Source organism: Winogradskya humida (assembly GCF_016862215.1).
Lineage (GTDB): Bacteria > Actinomycetota > Actinomycetes > Mycobacteriales > Micromonosporaceae > Actinoplanes > Actinoplanes humidus.
The window spans coordinates 113,154-129,134 of sequence record NZ_BOMN01000018.1; the positions used below are offsets into that span (position 1 = coordinate 113,154).

A 15,981-nucleotide genomic window follows, 5' to 3' on the forward strand; every position below is an offset into this window, starting at 1 on the left:
CCCCGCCCCGCACGGCAATGCACGATACGTCAGTGGTCGGGGGTGCCGGGTGGAGCCATGATGCGCAGGGCGTTGGCGGCGAGGCTGATGCGCAGCGGGGTGTGGCCGGCCGGTTCGCCGTCGACCTCGACGCGGGCGGGGCGGTCCGTCTCGAGCAGCACCTCGCCGGTCGCCAGGAACGGATCGGTGTGCAGGGTGCGCCGGTGGCCGGTGGCTGCGTTGCGGGCGGTTTCGCGGAGCAACTGCCAGCGGGTCCGGCCGCCCACCGGATAGGTGACCAGGAGCCGGTCGTCGGCGTGGGCGTCCGCGGTGATCGGGCGGCCGGCGTGGAAGCCGCCGTTGGCGACGTACAGCTGGTGGGTGGTGTATTCGTGGGAGCGGCCCTGCGCGCGGACGACGGCGTGCATCGGGCGGTGGCGGGTGAGCAGGGCCAGGGCCGTCAGGGGGTAGGCGAGGCGGCCGGTGACCCGTTTCAGCGCGGGCGGGGCGGCGACCATGACCTCGGCGGACAGGCCGATGCCGACGTGGTTGGTGAACAGGGTGTCCCCCGCGATGCCCAGGTCGACGTCGATCACTTTCCCGGACGTCAGCGTGGCGATCGCCTCGGCCAGGTCCAGCGGGACTCCGACCGTACGCGCGAAATTGTTGGTCGTTCCCAGGGGTAGCAGACCGAGGGCGATGTCGCGGTGGGCGAGCAGGCGGGCCGCCGTGCTGATCGTGCCGTCCCCGCCGCCCGCGACGAGCAGGTCCGGGCCCTGCGCGATCGCTGCGGCTATCGTCGTCTCGAGGTCTTCCTGCCGATCCCACGGGTACGCCCGGAGCAGCTCGAAGCCGGCGTCGGTCAGCTGGGCGTGCGCGGTCTCGTAGAGTTGCCGGCCCCGGCGGGAATGCGCGTTGACGATGAGAACCGCCCTGCGGCCGCGCCGGATGGAGTCGGTGAGCTGTTCCTTCGTGCGCATCGCCACAGACCCTACCGGTTGCTTGCAGTCAACTGGCGGATGCCGCCACCGGCCCGGCGCCGGACGCTGGCCCGGTGACTTCGACGCACACCAACCTTTTCCGTGCCCTGCGTTCCACGCCGTTCCGGTGGTATTTCGGCGGTCAGATCGTGTCGGCGAGCGGTTCGTTCGTGCAGCAGACCGCCGCGGGGTGGCTCGTGCTGCAGCTGACCGGGTCGGCCACCGCGCTGGGTCTCGTGATCGCCGCGGGCGGGCTGCCGTCGCTGCTGTTCGGGCCCTGGGGCGGCAGCCTCGTCGACCGCTTCGACCTGCGGAGACTTCTCATGGTCACGCAGGCGGTGCTCGGCCTGCTCGCCGCGGCGCTGTGGCTGCTCGCCGCGAACGGGCAGGCGACCGTGCCCGTCATCGTGGCCATCTCGGCGCTCGGTGGGGTCGTCTCGATCGCCGACTCGCCGGCCCGGCAGGCGTTCGTCAGCGATCTGGTCCCGCCGGGCGATCTGACCAGCGCGGCGAGCCTGAACGGGGTGGTCTTCAACAGTGCCCGGGTGGTCGGGCCCGCGGTCGCCGGGGTGCTGATCGTCGGCGTCGGCACCACGCCGTGCTTCGGCATCAACGCGCTGTCGTACCTGGCTGTTCTGGTCGCGCTGGCGGCGATCAGGCCGCTGCGCTCCGGGAGCGCGGGCGTCCGCCGTGCCGGTGGCGTCCGGGACGGGATCGCGTACGCCCGGAGCCGTCAGCAGTTGTGGTTGCCGCTCGTGATGATGGGGCTGGTCGGCCTGTTCGCGTTCAACTTCGCGGTGGTGCTGCCGGTTTTCGCCAGCCAGTCGTTGCACGGTTCCGGCGGCACGTACGGGCTGCTGTCGACGATGCTCAGCGCCGGCTCGGTGGGCGGGTCGCTCGGGGTCGGCCTGATCCCGCATCCTCGCAGGCGGTATCTGGCGGCGACCGCGCTCGCGTTCGGGGTGGCGCTGGCGGCGACCGCGGCTGCTCCGGGCGTACTCATCGCTTCGGTGACCCTGGTGATCACCGGCATCGCGGCCTTCGCCTTCACCACGCTGGCCTCGACGACGCTGCAGTTGCACTCCGCGCCGGACTTCCGCGGGCACGTCATGGCGTTGTGGGTCTTCGTCTACACGGGCACGACACCGATCGGCAGCGCGCTGACCGGGTGGATCAGCGGGTCGGCGGGCCCGCGGGCGGCGCTGGTCGTCGGCGCGGTGGCCTGTCTGGTCGCGGCCGGGATCGCGCTGCGGGTCAGGACGCCACCGCACCCGGACGCCGCGCTGACCGACCTGGCGGTGGCGGTCCGGCCGCCCGACCGTGAGCGGGTCTGACCCGCACGAAGGGAAACGGGCGGCGCCGGTGATCGGCGCCGCCCGTACCCCGCCGGCTCAGCTCTTGAAGAACTCGATCAGGTCCGCGTCGAGGGCCTTCTGGTATTCGCCGGCGATGCCGTGCGGGGCGCCCGGGTAGACCTTCAGCTGCACGTTCTTGACCAGGTCGACGGTCTTGAGCGCGGCGTCGGCGATCGGGACGATCTGGTCGTCGTCGCCGTGCGCGAGGAAGAACGGCACGTCGAGGGACTTGAGGTCCTCGGTGAAGTCGGACTCCGAGAACGCCTTGATGCAGTCGTAGGCGCCCTTGAGGCCCATCTGCATGCCGAGGCGCCAGAACTGGTCACGCTGGCCCTGCGAGATGCCGGTGCCGTGGTTGATGCCGAAGAACGACTCGGACAGGTCCTGGAAGAACTGCGAGCGGTCGTTGAGGACGCCCTCGCGGATCCCGTCGAAGACCTCGATCGGCAGGCCGTCCGGGTTCGAGTCCTTCTTGACCATGACCGGCGGCACCGCACCCGCGGTCGCGATCTTGGCAACGCGGCCGGCGCCGTGGCGGGCGGCGAACCGGACGACCTCGCCGCCACCGGTCGAGTGGCCGACCAGGATGATGTCGGTGAGGTTGAGTTCGTCCACGAGCGCGGCCAGGTCGGCGGCGTACGTGTCCATGTCGTTGCCGGCCCAGGTCTGCTCGGAGCGGCCGTGACCCCGGCGGTCGTGCGCGATCGCCCGGAAGCCGTTGTCCGCCGCGAGCTTCATCTCGACGTCCCACGCGTCGCCGTTGAGCGGCCATCCGTGGCTGAAGATGACCGGCTGGCCCTGGCCCCAGTCCTTGTAGAAGATCTGGGCGCCGTCCGCTGCGGTGATGTAAGGCATGCCATCCCCTTCGATGTGCCCCGGGAACGTCCCGCGGCACCTCGAATCGTTCCGCGCGCCATTGCCGGAGCCATCTGCCAATCGACTGCACGATGACGCACGCGCCCTGTGATCTAACTAATGCTGTGAATCGGCCCGGAAGTCGCGGTCAGCCGTTCCCCGCTGCCCTGCCACCGCAACGCGACGATCTCGGCCGCCACGCTGACCGCGGTCTCCTCCGGGGTGCGCGCGCCGAGGTCGAGACCGATCGGGGAGGACAGTCGCACGATCTCCGTGGTGGTCAGGCCGGTCTCGCGGAGCCGCTTCAACCGATCATCATGGGTACGCCGTGAGCCCATCGCGCCGACATACGCGATCGGAAGTCTGAGGGCGACCTCGAGAACCGGGACATCGAACTTCGTGTCGTGGGTGAGCACGCAGGCGACCGTGCGCTCGTCCAGCCGCCCCGCCCCTGCCTCCGCGGCGAGATAGCGGTGGGGCCAGTCGACGACCACCTCGTCCGCCTCGGGGAAGCGTTTCGCCGTCGCGAACACCGGCCGCGCATCACACACGGTCACCCGGTAGCCGAGGAACGACCCGATCCGCGCCACCGCCGCCGCGTGGTCCGTCGCCCCGAAGACGAGCATGCGCGCCGGCGGTGCGAACGAGGTCACCAGGACCGTCGCACCGGTCCCCCGCCGCTGCCCGTCCGGCCCGTAGTGCAGCAGCCCGGTGCGCCCGGCCGCGAGCAGGCCCCGCCCGTCGTCGGTCGCGGCGTCGTCGAGCCGGTCGTGCCCCAGCGAACCGTGCCGCCCGGTCGCGGTGAGGACCAGATGCCGCCCGGCCCTGCCCTCGACGCCGGTCAGCAGCGCGACGGGCCGCCCGGCCGCGACCTCCTCGGCGAGGACACCCAGCTCGCGAAAGCCCGCGGGCTCCACGAACAGCTCGATGGTGCCGCCGCACGGCAGCCCCACCTCGAACGCGTCGTCGTCGGTGATCCCGAACCGCGCCGTCCGGGGCACCCCCGACCCGGCGACCTCCCGGCACAGCTCGTAGACAGCGCCCTCGACGCACCCGCCCGAGACACTGCCGGCGACCACCCCGTCGGCGTGGACCACCATCGCGGCACCCGGCTGGCGGGGCGCACTCGACCAGGTCGCGGTCACGGTCGCCAGCGCGGCGGGCTCACCGAGACGCCACACATTCACCAGATCGCCGAGAACGTCCCGCATCCCCCGACACTAGTCCCGCGGATACCGCGGGACCAGGTCAACGACACCCTCCGCGGCTTCCGTCCTGCGCCGCGGAGGGTGCCGGGCGCGGCGCCGGCGACCGGGTGCCGCCGGTCGCCGGTGCCGCACGCCGGTCAGGAGCCGATGGTCGCCTGGGGTCCGGCGTAGGTTGCCAGCAGGCTCGGGACGTCGGCTGCGGCGTCGAGGGTGTAGGCGTAGAAACTGCTCGGCGTGAAGGCGGATCCGTTCGTCTGCTGCTTGCCCGAGCTGTTCACGACGATGCTGCCGCTCTGCTTCAGCTGCGCGGCCGAGGTGTCGTTGTAGTACGGGTTGACGACGTTGCTGAAGTAGCTGTTCTCCAGCACGAGCTTGGTCGCGCCCCGGGACAGGTTGCCGTAGGACGTCACGTTCTGCAGGTAGTTGTTGTAGAGGTGGGCGTACGCGACGTTGTCGACGCTGGGGTTGCGCTGGTTGGTGTCGCGGATCCAGTTGTGGTGGATCGTCATCCGGGCCGTGACGTTGTCGGTCCAGCCGATGCCGAACGCCTTGTTCTCGCTGGCCAGAACGTTCCAGGAGACGGTCAGGTAGCTCGTGTCCTTGCGGCTGTCGATCAGGCCGTCGTTCATCCGGGTGATCGTGTTGTGGTCGATCCAGACATGGTCGGCGGTGTCCATCTGGATCCCGTCGTAGTCGTAGACCTTGTCGTCCGGGTCGTCCTCGGGCATCGCCGCGTCGCGGATCGTCAGGTTCCGGATGATGACGTTGTGGACGCCGGTGCCGAGGAAGAAGCCCCCGCCGACGATGTTCCCGCTGGTCCCGACGCCGACGATCGTCTTGTTGGACTGCACCTTGAGCTCGGTGCCCTTGGGGGTGACGGTGATCGCGCCCTGGACGCGGATGACGTACGGTTCCGTGGCCGTGACGTATTTCGTCAGGTCCGCGAGCGTGCTCACCGTGACCGTCGTCCCCGCCGCACCACCGGTCGTGCCGCCGCCGGTCGACGCGAAGCCGTCCGCCGCCGCCGGCCACGTGCGCCCGCCGACCGCGTTGAACGCCCACTGCTTGTTGGTGTTCGCCGTGCACGTCTCCTGGATGATGGCCGCACCCGACTCTGTCGACGCGTCCTTGTCACTGATGCACAGTTTGTTGCCGGCATTGACGATCTGGAACGTGTTCGTCCCGCTCGCCACCAGCGACCACAGCTGATTCGTCTGACTGGAGACACAGGTGTACTGCTGCAGCTGAACACCTGAGGTCGTCGACGAGGCGGGCACGTCGATGCACTTGCCACTGTTCACGTTGACCAGCTGGTAGTTCGAGCCGACAGCGGTGAGCTTGAACTGCTGCCAGGTGGCGCCGGACGTGCAGCCCCACTGCTGGAGCAGGACGCTGTTGTCCTTGGAGGCGGCCGGCACGTCGATGCACTTGCCGCTCTTGGCGACCGCGAGCTGATAGGTGGCACCCGCCGGTGGGAGGGCGGCTGCTTCCGAGGGCAGCATCGAGTAGCCCACCATCATGGCGGGGATGCCGATGAGCAGTGCGGCCCTTCGTTTCAGGGAGATCTTCATGGGGATGCCTCTCAGCCGATCGGGTTCCAGCCGTCACTGCCGGCCAGGTATTTCTGCGGGGTGTAGTTCGGTGCGGCCGAGTCGCTCAGCTGGGGACGGTTGCTGTTGGTGCCCGCGCCGGAGCCGGTGTTCCTGTACTCGAGGAACCGCGCGTTCTGCCACGTGTTACCGGACATGTCGGTCCACGGCTGCGCGGTCCTGATCGTCGCGCTGAGGGTCGACTCGCGATACAGGACCTGCGCGTTCGCACCCCAGGGCCGGCCCAGCTGCGTGACGTTGTTCGCCGCGCCGGTGACCGTGCACTTGTAGACGAGGATGCCGTACGTCTTGGCCGCATCGGTGTTCGCGGCGGTGATCGGGCCGCCGCTCGTACGCTTCTCATGGATCGTGGTCGCGTTGAATACCGTGGTGGCGCCGCCGAAGATGAAGTCCACGGTGCCCTCGACGTACGAGTTCACGACGTACGCGCGGTAGTTGTTGACCAGCAGCGTGTCCTGGTTGCCGAGGAACCGGACGTTGCTGAACACCGACCGGTCGGCGTTGAGGTTCGCGGCGACGGCCTGGCTGCCCTCGCCGTAGTCGTTGCTGATCGTCAGGTTCGTGGCGAGGAAGTCGTGCCCGTTGACGAACGCCGTGGCGCTGCCCGAGGTCCCGTACCCGCCGGCCGAGCTGTGATTGTTGACGATCACCGTGCCCGAGGCCGAGGAGCCCAGGCCCTGCAGCGTGACGTACGGCTTGTTCGACGGGATCGTGACGATCTCCCGGTACGTGCCGGCCTTGATCGTGATGACCTGCCGCGTCGTGGCGTTGGCGGGCACCGCGTCGATCGCCGCCTGAACGGTGGTGTACTTCCCCGTGCCGTCCGCGGCCACGGTCGGCGTGTCCGAACTCCCGGCGGCGTTGAACGCCCATTGCTTGTTCGAGTTCGCCGTGCACGTCTCCTGGATGATCGCCGCCCCCGATGACGTCGACGCATCCTTGTCACTGATGCACAGCTTGTTGCCGGCATTGACGATCTGGAACGTGTTCGTCCCGCTCGCCACCAGCGACCACAACTGATTCGTCTGACTCGAGACACACGTGTACTGCTGCAACTGGACACCCGACGTCGTCGAGGCAGCGGGCACATCGATGCACTTGCCACTGTTCACGTTGACCAGCTGATAGTTCGAGCCGACAGCCGTGAGCTTGAACTGCTGCCACGTCGCACCGGAGGTACAGCCCCACTGCTGCAGCAGAACACTGTTGTCCTTGGAGGCGGCCGGCACGTCGATGCACATGCCGCTCTTCGCGACCGCGAGCTGATAGACGGCGCCCGCCGGTGGGAGTGCGGCCGCCTCCGAGGGCAGCATCGAAAAGCCCACCACAGCGGCAGGGACGGCCAGGACGAGCGCGGCGAGCGCGGCCCGCCGGGCGGAAACAGGCGGCGGGGACGGGCGTCGCCTTCGGGGGTCAGGTGCAGACACGGTTCCGGTCCTCTCACGAAGCGGGAGCGCTCCCAGGTGAACACGAGCGGTAACTGCCGCCTCGGTGGAAGGCGGCAGTGTGGTAGATACGCCGGTCGGGCCGGGACAACAGAAATTCCGCGGATTTCTTGCGGGCCGGTCGTGGTGCACGCGCTTTACACGCACGGAACAGCTGTGTAACGATACGGCTCCGGCATCGACAGTCGTCACGTTCTTGCAGCTCATGGACGATCGGTCACGCCCAGACCAGCGATGTTCGCCGATATGACGCGGCGCGGGCGGATGGCGGAGATGAGCGAGCAGCGCGGGCGCGGGCGACGCCCTCGACGCCCTCGACGCCAGGGCCACGCACCAGCTGAGGAGGCACCGCCGGTGACGCAAAGTCAGATGGCGGCGGACGTCCCGCGGCTGGTCCGGGACGCTCAGCGCGGTGACGCCGACGCCCGGGACGCGCTGATCGCGGCGCACCTCACCCTCGTCTACAACGTCATCGGCCGGGCGCTCGCGGGGCATCCCGACGTCGACGATCTCGTGCAGGAGACGATGCTCAAGGCGCTGCGCGGGCTGCCCGGCCTGCGCGAGCCCGAGCGGTTCCGGTCCTGGCTGGTGGCGATCGCCTACCGGCAGGTCCAGCTGCACCTCCGCGCGCGCCGGATGGCACGGCGGCGGCTGCTGACCGGGCCGGTCGAGGTCGCGGACCCGGCCGGGGACTTCGCCGAGCGCACCACCGCCGAGCTGGTCCTCGACGGTCAGCGCCGGGAACTCGTCGAGGCGACCCACTGGCTCGACGGCGACGACCGCCGGCTGCTCGGGCTCTGGTGGCAGGAGGCGTCCGGCGACCTGACCCGGGCGGAGCTCGCCGCCGCCCTGGACGTCGCGCCCAAACACGCCGCGGTGCGCGTGCAACGGATGAAGGCGCAGCTGGACGGGGCGCGTGGGGTCGTCCGGGCGTTGCACGCCCAGCCGCGCTGCCCCGATCTGAGCGCGCTGCTCGGGCGCTGGGACGGCGTCGCCGATCCGTTGTGGCGCAAACGGCTCGGCCGCCATGTCCGGGACTGTGCGCTGTGCAGCCGGCGTGGACAGGGCCTCATCGCGCCCGATCAGCTTCTGCTCGGCGTCGCCGCTCTGCCCGTACCGGCCGCGATCGTGACCGGAATCCTCGCCAAAGCGGGAACCTCGGCGGGCGCTTTTGTGCAGCACAAGGTGCTGGCGGCAGCGGTCACCGCGGCGGCCGTCACGGCGGGCGGCGGGATCGTGTTCGCGGTGTATCACGAGCCTGCGCCCGAAGAGTTCCGGGCAGCGGTCCCACCGGCCGTGGCAACGACCGCGCCCGCGCAGACTCCGGCCGTGACGGCGCCGGCGACCCGGGCGACGCCGTCCTCGACCGGTAGCGCGCAGAAGGCAGTGCCGACGTTCATCACGGGGGTACGCAAGGCGGACATCTTCGTCGCCCCCGGTGGAAGTGACGACGCGGACGGGACGCAGGCGCATCCGTACGCGAGCGTCGCCAAGGCCGTCGCCGTGGTGGGGCCAGGGCAGACGATCGCGGTGCGGGGCGGCACGTACCGGCCGGAGCAGGGGATCTCGATCACGACGGACGGCACCGCCGCCAAGCCGATCGTGCTGAGCAACTACGGCAACGAGCAACCGGTCATCGACGCGGCGGACGTTCCCGCCGATCAGTGGGCGATCACGCAGCGGACGGCGTACTGGCGGGTGCAGGGCCTGGAGGTTGTCCGTTCGCGCAGTCACGCGTACGTGTGCAGGTCCTGTTCGAACAACGTCTTTCAGCGGCTGAAGCTGCACGGCAACGCCCGCTCGGGCCTAATGCTGCGCGACGCCGGGACGACCGGCAACCAGATCCTGGACAACGACTTCTTCGACAACCGTGACCCTGCTGGAGCGAGCGGGGCCGGAGCGAGCGGGGCCGGCATCGGGCTGGGGGTCCAGTTCGGGGACGGCGGCGGGAACCTGATCCGCGGGAACCGCGCCTACGGCAATGCGGGCGCCGGTTTCGACCTGGGCGCCTTCACCGGGCCGGTCACGATGGAGCACAACTGGTCCTACCGCAACGGCGGCAGCGGTTTCGTGCTCGGCGGGGGCAGTCCCGCCGCAGCAGCCGCCCACCACCTGCGTCACGACGCCGCGTGGGACAACGGCAGCAACGGCTTCGACGACGAGGGCAACACCGCCGCCGTCGAGCTGACGAACAACACCGCGTTCCGCAACCGGGCGGTCGGCTTCGCGATGCGATCGTCGGCGGCAAGGCTGCGGTCGAACGCGGCGATCGGCAACGCGCAGACCGACGACGTCACGGACAAAGTCGCGCAGAGCCGCAACAGCTGGCAGGGCAACGACGTGGTGCTCCGCTCCACGGACCCGACGGTCACGGAGGGCCCCCGCCCCGGGACAGGGGCCCTCCCCCGCACCGACTATCTGGCCACGGGCAACGGGGTCGGCGCTTCCATGGACGCGGCCTGAGCGGTCAGGAAGCTTTTGCCTCGGCCAGGAAGCGGGAGTTCGTCACGGCCATGGTCCGGATCTCGTCGTCGCTGAACCCGGCCTCGATCAGCTTGTCGGCGAACAGCGCGAGCCCGTCCTCCACCGGCGGGTTGAACGGCTGGCCGAGGTCGCTGGAGAGCACCGAATGCCCGACGCCCACCGCGCGGATGTTGGCGAACAGGTCGTCCCAGCCCACCTTGCCCGTGTACGGCGTGGTGTAGCAGCGCTCCAGCAGCGCACCCGCCGCCGCGAGTTCCTTCTGCTCGTCGACCGGGAGCCGCTGCGAGGTGAACTCCGGGTGGGTGACGACGACGCGGCGGACGCCCTCCTCCTTGGCGGCGTGGACCACGGCGATGATCTCCGGGCCGCTGAGGTGACCGGTGGCCAGGACCATGTCGTGGCGGGCCAGGACGCGCAGGACCTTGCGGACGTCGTCGCGGACCTTGCCGTCCTCGTCGACGACCTGGACGACGTCCGGGACGATGCCCTGGGCGTGCAGGTCGGCCTGCAGGGCGCCCCACATGGCCGGCTTCGCGCCGGGCAGGTCCTGGGCGGTGGAGCTGCGCTGGTTGCGGGAGTCCACGGTGGGCATCCACACGATGCGGGCACCCTGGCGGCCGGCGACCTCGACCGCGGACGGGTTCATGCCGCCCATCGAGCCGTTGAGGGTGACCGCGCCGAGGACGTCCACGCCGGGACGGGCCTTGCGGACCACGGCGGCCCGCTCGGCGGTGGTGACGTAGTGCGACTTGAGGACGAAGCCCGCGAGGCCGGTCTCCGCGAAACGGGTGGCCAGATCGAGGTCGTCGATGCGGCGTTCCATCACGTCCGGGCCGACGTGGACGTGGGTGTCGTACGCGCCGGTCACCAGGGCGCGGGCCCGCTCCGAGGGGACGGGGTGCTCAGACATGGGCTCTCCTCAAACAAGGGGTCAGGACGGGAGGCGGCGCGCGGCGGCACCGGCGGTCCGGGACAGCGTGCGTTCCACGCCGGAGAGGTGGGCGCGCATCGCGGTCTCGGCGGCGTCGGGGTCGTGGTCGGCGATCGCCTGGACGATGGTGATGTGCTCGGCATAGGACTGGGTGGGGCGGCCGGGCACGAGGATCGTACGGAACTGGAAGCGCACCATCGGCGCCCGGAGCCCGATGACGAGCCGGGCGGCGGTCTCGTGCCGGGACGCCGCGATGATCCCGGCGTGCAGGGCGGCGTTGCCCTCGGAGTAGCCGAGCAGGTCCCCCTGCTCGAGTTTCTGGCCCATCCGGGTCAGGATGCGGCGCAGCTCGGCGATCTCCCGGGCGGTGGCCTGGACGGCCGCCTGCCGGGCGGCGAGTCCTTCGAGCACCCGGCGGGCCTGCAGGATCTCGACCGCCTCGGCCTCGCTGACGAGTTTGACCCGGGCGCCGCGGTTCGGGGTGAGCACGACCATGCCGTCCTGGCCGAGCCGGACGAGGGCGGTGCGGATTCTCGCGCGGGTGGCCTGCAGCCGCTGGGCCAGGTCCACTTCGATCAGTCGCTCGTTCGGTTGCAGCTCACCGCGCTGGATGAGGGTGCGGATCCGCTCGTAGACGACATCGGCCGCTGCCACCGCGGGGCGGGTCATACGGTGCTGTACCCCATTCCCGGGCTGGAAATCTCTGCGTCCCATGAGGAAACCTGCGTATGCCAACAGGATTGCAAACAATCTTGCGAAGAGAATCACCGGGTACGGGCTATCTGTCAATACGCCCACGAGCAGGGAGAACGTCGCCCTTGCCGCCCACATGCGTACTTTCCGAGCGCGGCGATCCGGACAAATCAGTCCGTGACAGCCTCATGATCCGTGCTCTAGCATCTCGTCCGGACTCGGGCCAGAACAGATCATTGTCGATGGTCGGGGTCTTATCCCCCTCTCATCCGATCAGTCACCACCCCGCCTACGTTTAGCCGGGGCTCCTGGAGGATTTCATGATCAGGCGTTTCCGTGTGCTGTCCGCGGCCTTCATGGTCGCGGCGCTGGCTGTCTCGAGCGGCTGCTCGAGCAGCGACGACGAAGCCAGCACCGGCGGTTCCTCGGCCGGCGGCAAGGTCGACAAGGTGGTCTACGCGACGGCGTTCGGCGCCGTCGGCCGTGACTCCTTCGTCTGGCTCGCCAAGGAGAAGGGCTACTTCAAGGAAGCCGGGATCGACATCGACATCCAGAAGGGTGCCGGTAACGTCCAGAACCTGACGATGATCAAGTCGGACCAGGCGCAGTTCGCCGCGCTGGACTTCACGGGTGCGGTCATCCAGGCCGGCACCGGCAAGTTCACCGACTGGAAGGCCGTCGCGGCCATCCACCAGCAGACCCTGGTCGCGATCCTGACGACCGACGACACCAAGATCACCTCCCCGGCCGACCTGCAGGGCAAGACCGTTGCCGCCGGTGCCGCCACGGTGAGCCAGCTGCTCTTCCCGGCATACGCGAAGCTCGCCGGCATCGACCCCACCAAGGTCACCATCAAGGGTGTGCAGACCACCGCGCTCAACGGCCTCATGGCCAAGCGCCAGGTCGACGCGCTGAGCACGTTCCTGCTGAGCAAGAAGGCGCTCGAGACGGCGTCGAAGAAGCAGGTCACCGTGCTTCCCTACAGCACCTACCTGTCCGACCTGTACGGCAACGCGATCATCGCCAAGCCGTCGCTGATCTCCGGCAACCCCGACCTCGTGAAGCGTTTCGTCGCCGCCGCGATGAAGGGCCTGCAGTACACCCTCGAGCACCCCGACGAGGCCGCCGCCATCATGAACAAGGCGGAGCCCACCGCCGCGATCCCGGCCGCGATCGGCGAGATCGACGCGATGAAGCCGTACACGACCGCCCCCGGTGGCGGCGCGCTCGGCAGCATGGACGAGCAGCGGGTCGCCAAGTCGATCGCCGTGCTCTCCGGCGCCGGTCTGATGCCCGACGGTCTCAAGCCGACCGACGTCGTCGACTTCTCCTTCACGCCGAAGGCATAACCGCCGGACGGGGCGGGACACGCGTCCCGCCCCGTCCCGGTACGGGAGCTTCCATGACAGACAACACCGCAGGTACCCCGCTGTCGCGAGCCTGGGCGAACGCCGCCCTGCCCGCGCTCGGGGCCATCATCGTCATCGGCCTCTGGTGGGGCCTCACCGCCGCTCTGGACGTCGACCCCTTCTACGTGCCGTCGCCGCCGGACGTGGTGCAGTCGTTCCTGCGTACCCCGGAATTCCTGCTCACCGAGACCTGGACCACCCTGCAGCGGGTCCTGATCGGTTTCGGCATCGCCGTGGTCCTCGGCCTGGTCATCGCGGTCGTGCTGGCCGCGTCGCGCACGGTCGAGCGGATGACCATGCCGATGCTCGCCGCGCTCAACGCCGTGCCGAAGGTCGCGCTGGCGCCGCTGCTGCTGGTCTGGATGGGCTTCGGCGACAGCCCCAAGATCGTCATGGTCGTGCTGGTGAGCTTCTTCCCGATCATCGTGTCCACGATGGCCGGGCTCAGCTCCACCCCGAGCGACCTGCGCGAACTCGCCCGGTCCCTGTCCGCCTCCTGGTGGCAGACCTTCGTCAAGGTCCGGCTCAAGTGGGCGCTCCCACAGGTGTTCGTCGGCCTGAAGGTCGCCACCCCGCTGGCGATCATCGGCGCCGTCATCGGCGAGGTGGTCAACCCCGACCACGGCCTCGGCTCGGTCATCGTCGGCTCCGGCGCCTCGTCCGACACCCCGCAGGCGTTCGCGGCACTCGTACTGCTCGCTATCGTCGGTGTCGTCCTGTTCTACTTGATGGCAGCAATCGAGCGGATCGCCGTGCCGTGGGCACGGGCGATCTCCTGAAAGGCCGGACATGATCAGCATCGACGGTGTCTCGCGCTCCTTCGGGCCGGTCCAGGCCCTGAAGGACATCCGGCTCGAGGTCGCCGACGGCGAGTTCCTGACCCTCATCGGCCGGTCCGGGTGCGGCAAGTCCACCCTGCTGCGGCTGATCGGCGGGCTGGACAGGCCCACCGGCGGCCGGGTCCTCGTCGACGGCGAGGAGGTCCGCAAGCCCCGCCGCGACGTCGCGGTGAACTTCCAGAAACCGGCCCTGCTGCCGTGGCGCTCCGTCCTCGAGAACGTCATGCTGCCGGTCGAGATCTTCAAGTGGGACAGGGCCAAGAGCCGCGAGCACGCGCAGTACCTGCTGGAGACAACCGGCCTCACCGGGTTCGCCAAGCGGCTGCCGCACGAGCTCTCCGGCGGCATGCAGCAGCGGGTGGCGCTGTGCCGCACCCTGATCCAGCGCCCCAAGGTCATGCTCATGGACGAGCCGTTCTCCGCGCTCGACGCCCTCACCCGCGAGGAGCTCTCCCTGGAGCTCCAGCGCATCCACATGGAGACCGGCACCACGATCGTCTTCGTGACCCACTCCATCCAGGAGGCCGTCCTGCTCGCCGACCGGGTCGCTGTCCTCAGCGCCCGGCCCGGTCGCGTCAAGCAGGTCGTCGACATCAAGATCCCCCGGCCGCGCTCCTTCGGCCACAACGCCCACCTCGAAGAGGTCGCGAAGGCCTCCGCGGAGCTGCACCAGCTCCTGCTGAGCGACCACATGCCGGACGTCGCCGCATAAAGAACGCGGCCCCCCTGATCGGGAGGCCGCGTTTTTCTACGCGTTCGCGAGCGACGATTCCGCGGACGGCGGGTCGGTCGGGTCCTTGGGGCGTTCGTCCGTCGCGGCCTCGTCGTCCTCCGCGGGTTCCGTGCCCGGCGGTTCCCGGTCGGGGGTGGGCTCGCCGGACGGGTGCCGGACCAGGTAGCGGATCGCGGTGTTCAGGACGGCGAGCAGCGGGACCGCGATCAGGCCGCCGACGATGCCCGCGACCACGATGCCCGTGGCGATGGCCAGGATGACCGCGAGCGGGTGCAGGGCCACGGCCCGGCCCATGATGAGCGGCTGCAGGACGTGACCCTCGAGCTGCTGGACGGCGATGACGACGGCCAGGATGATCAGGGCGCTGACCCAGCCGTCGGCGACCAGGGCGACGAGTACGGCGACCGCGCCCGTCACCGTCGCGCCGACCACCGGGATGAACGCGCCGAGGAACACGAGCGCGGCCAGCGGCAGCGCGAGCGGGATGCGCATGACGAACAGGCCGATGCCGATGCCGACCGCGTCGACGAACGCGACCAGGACCGTGGCGTGCACGTAGGAGACCAGCGTGTGCCAGGAGTAGTGCCCGGCGCGGGCGGTGGCGACCCGGGCGTTGCGGGGCAGCAGCCTGCACAGGAACGACCAGATCTGGCCGCCGTCGCGCAGGAAGAAGAAGAGCGTGAACAGCACCAGGAAGAAACCGGTGATCACTTCGCCGAGGGTTGTCGCCGTGCTCAGCGCGCCGGACGTCAGCGCGCCCTGGTTCTCGGTGATCGCCTTCTGGATGCGGTCGACGTACTGACCGATCTGATCGTCGGTGATGTGCAGCGGGCCCGACGTGAGCCACTTCTGCACCTCGGTGATGCCATCGCTGACCTGCGACGACAGCGAGTCGAGCTGGTTGATGAACGTGCGGATGATCAGGCCGAGACCGCCGAAGACCAGGATCAGCGCGGAGAACAGCACCACCACCGCCGCCAGCGAGCGTTTCATCCCCCGCCGGACCAGCGCCGCCGCGGCCGGCTGGAACATCGCCGCGAGCAGGATCGCGACCACCACCGGGATGACCACGACACTGAGCAGCGAGATCAGCCTGAGCAGCAGGTACGCGGAGATGATGAAGGCGATGAACCGCCAGGCCCACGCCCCCGCCGTACGCACACCGCGCGGCAGCACATCGTCGGCGCTGGCCTGCTTCTGCTCCACGACCATGACGGCCGGCGTAGCCTCGGATTCACCGGTGAACGGCGGCGGCGCGTTACGGGCTTCCGCTTCGGCCAGCCTCGTGCGAGCCTGCTCGCGGATCGATCGTGCCCATGTCGTCGCTGCCACTGGTCCCCCACACTCCGGAAATTTCACCTACTGACTGCCCGCTCGCAGCCAGGTTCACGCCTGCCTTTTTCAGAGGGCGTACGCGCGGTCCCGGCCCGCGACACCGTGAGGATCATATCCGCGCCTAA

General features: G+C 69.6%; 13 protein-coding genes. 5 read left to right on the forward strand and 8 right to left on the reverse strand.

Features of this window, described 5'->3' with window-relative positions; translation table 11 throughout:
• Nucleotides 1-29: 29 nt before the first annotated feature.
• Nucleotides 30-959, reverse strand: a complete 930-nt coding sequence (locus Ahu01nite_RS07590; protein ID WP_203835699.1) for a diacylglycerol/lipid kinase family protein — start codon at nt 957-959, stop codon at nt 30-32.
• Between the two features lie 74 nt (nt 960-1,033).
• On the opposite strand from Ahu01nite_RS07590, the gene Ahu01nite_RS07595 reads away from it, so the two are divergent.
• Nucleotides 1,034-2,293: an MFS transporter gene (locus tag Ahu01nite_RS07595; protein ID WP_203835700.1), complete on the forward strand. Its 1,260-nt coding sequence runs from the start codon at nt 1,034-1,036 to the stop codon at nt 2,291-2,293.
• 57 nt (nt 2,294-2,350) lie between these two features.
• On the opposite strand, the gene Ahu01nite_RS07600 is transcribed toward Ahu01nite_RS07595, so the two are convergent.
• The 4 genes from Ahu01nite_RS07600 to Ahu01nite_RS07615 all read right to left on the reverse strand — a co-directional run bounded on the left by Ahu01nite_RS07600 (nt 2,351) and on the right by Ahu01nite_RS07615 (nt 7,414).
• Entirely contained in the window at nt 2,351-3,169 is an 819-nt protein-coding gene (locus Ahu01nite_RS07600; RefSeq protein ID WP_203835701.1) for an alpha/beta fold hydrolase, read from the reverse strand.
• Between the two features lie 113 nt (nt 3,170-3,282).
• Nucleotides 3,283-4,380: an XdhC family protein gene (locus Ahu01nite_RS07605; RefSeq protein ID WP_203835702.1), complete on the reverse strand. Its 1,098-nt coding sequence runs from the start codon at nt 4,378-4,380 to the stop codon at nt 3,283-3,285.
• A gap of 134 nt (nt 4,381-4,514) precedes the next feature.
• Nucleotides 4,515-5,948: an RICIN domain-containing protein gene (locus Ahu01nite_RS07610; RefSeq protein WP_203835703.1), complete on the reverse strand. Its 1,434-nt coding sequence runs from the start codon at nt 5,946-5,948 to the stop codon at nt 4,515-4,517.
• Between the two features lie 11 nt (nt 5,949-5,959).
• Complete coding sequence (locus Ahu01nite_RS07615; protein ID WP_239158691.1) at nt 5,960-7,414, reverse strand: pectinesterase family protein; 1,455 nt, start codon at nt 7,412-7,414, stop codon at nt 5,960-5,962.
• Nucleotides 7,415-7,786: 372 nt separating this feature from the next.
• On the opposite strand from Ahu01nite_RS07615, the gene Ahu01nite_RS07620 reads away from it, so the two are divergent.
• The gene (locus Ahu01nite_RS07620) at nt 7,787-9,895 is read left to right on the forward strand and encodes a sigma-70 family RNA polymerase sigma factor (RefSeq protein ID WP_239158692.1); all 2,109 of its coding nucleotides are present in this window, start codon (nt 7,787-7,789) and stop codon (nt 9,893-9,895) included.
• 4 nt (nt 9,896-9,899) lie between these two features.
• On the opposite strand, the gene Ahu01nite_RS07625 is transcribed toward Ahu01nite_RS07620, so the two are convergent.
• Both Ahu01nite_RS07625 and Ahu01nite_RS07630 read right to left on the reverse strand, forming a co-directional pair.
• Nucleotides 9,900-10,826, reverse strand: a complete 927-nt coding sequence (locus Ahu01nite_RS07625) for a DUF6282 family protein (RefSeq protein WP_203835704.1) — start codon at nt 10,824-10,826, stop codon at nt 9,900-9,902.
• Nucleotides 10,827-10,847: 21 nt separating this feature from the next.
• Nucleotides 10,848-11,516, reverse strand: coding sequence for a GntR family transcriptional regulator (locus Ahu01nite_RS07630; protein WP_203835705.1), 669 nt, complete (start codon nt 11,514-11,516; stop codon nt 10,848-10,850).
• Nucleotides 11,517-11,860: 344 nt separating this feature from the next.
• Here Ahu01nite_RS07630 and Ahu01nite_RS07635 point away from each other — a divergent pair, with 344 nt between their 5' ends.
• From Ahu01nite_RS07635 to Ahu01nite_RS07645, 3 genes are read left to right on the forward strand one after another with little or no spacing between them, the layout of a single operon-like run.
• A complete protein-coding gene (locus Ahu01nite_RS07635) occupies nt 11,861-12,889 on the forward strand; it encodes an ABC transporter substrate-binding protein (protein WP_203835706.1) in 1,029 nt (342 codons plus the stop codon).
• A 53-nt stretch (nt 12,890-12,942) separates the two neighbouring features.
• Nucleotides 12,943-13,728, forward strand: a complete 786-nt coding sequence (locus tag Ahu01nite_RS07640; RefSeq protein WP_203835707.1) for an ABC transporter permease — start codon at nt 12,943-12,945, stop codon at nt 13,726-13,728.
• 10 nt (nt 13,729-13,738) lie between these two features.
• A complete protein-coding gene (locus tag Ahu01nite_RS07645) occupies nt 13,739-14,500 on the forward strand; it encodes an ABC transporter ATP-binding protein (RefSeq protein ID WP_203835708.1) in 762 nt (253 codons plus the stop codon).
• 36 nt (nt 14,501-14,536) lie between these two features.
• Here the strand turns inward: Ahu01nite_RS07645 and Ahu01nite_RS07650 are convergent, their stop codons facing one another.
• Complete coding sequence (locus Ahu01nite_RS07650; RefSeq protein WP_203835717.1) at nt 14,537-15,733, reverse strand: AI-2E family transporter; 1,197 nt, start codon at nt 15,731-15,733, stop codon at nt 14,537-14,539.
• Nucleotides 15,734-15,981 lie beyond the last annotated feature (248 nt).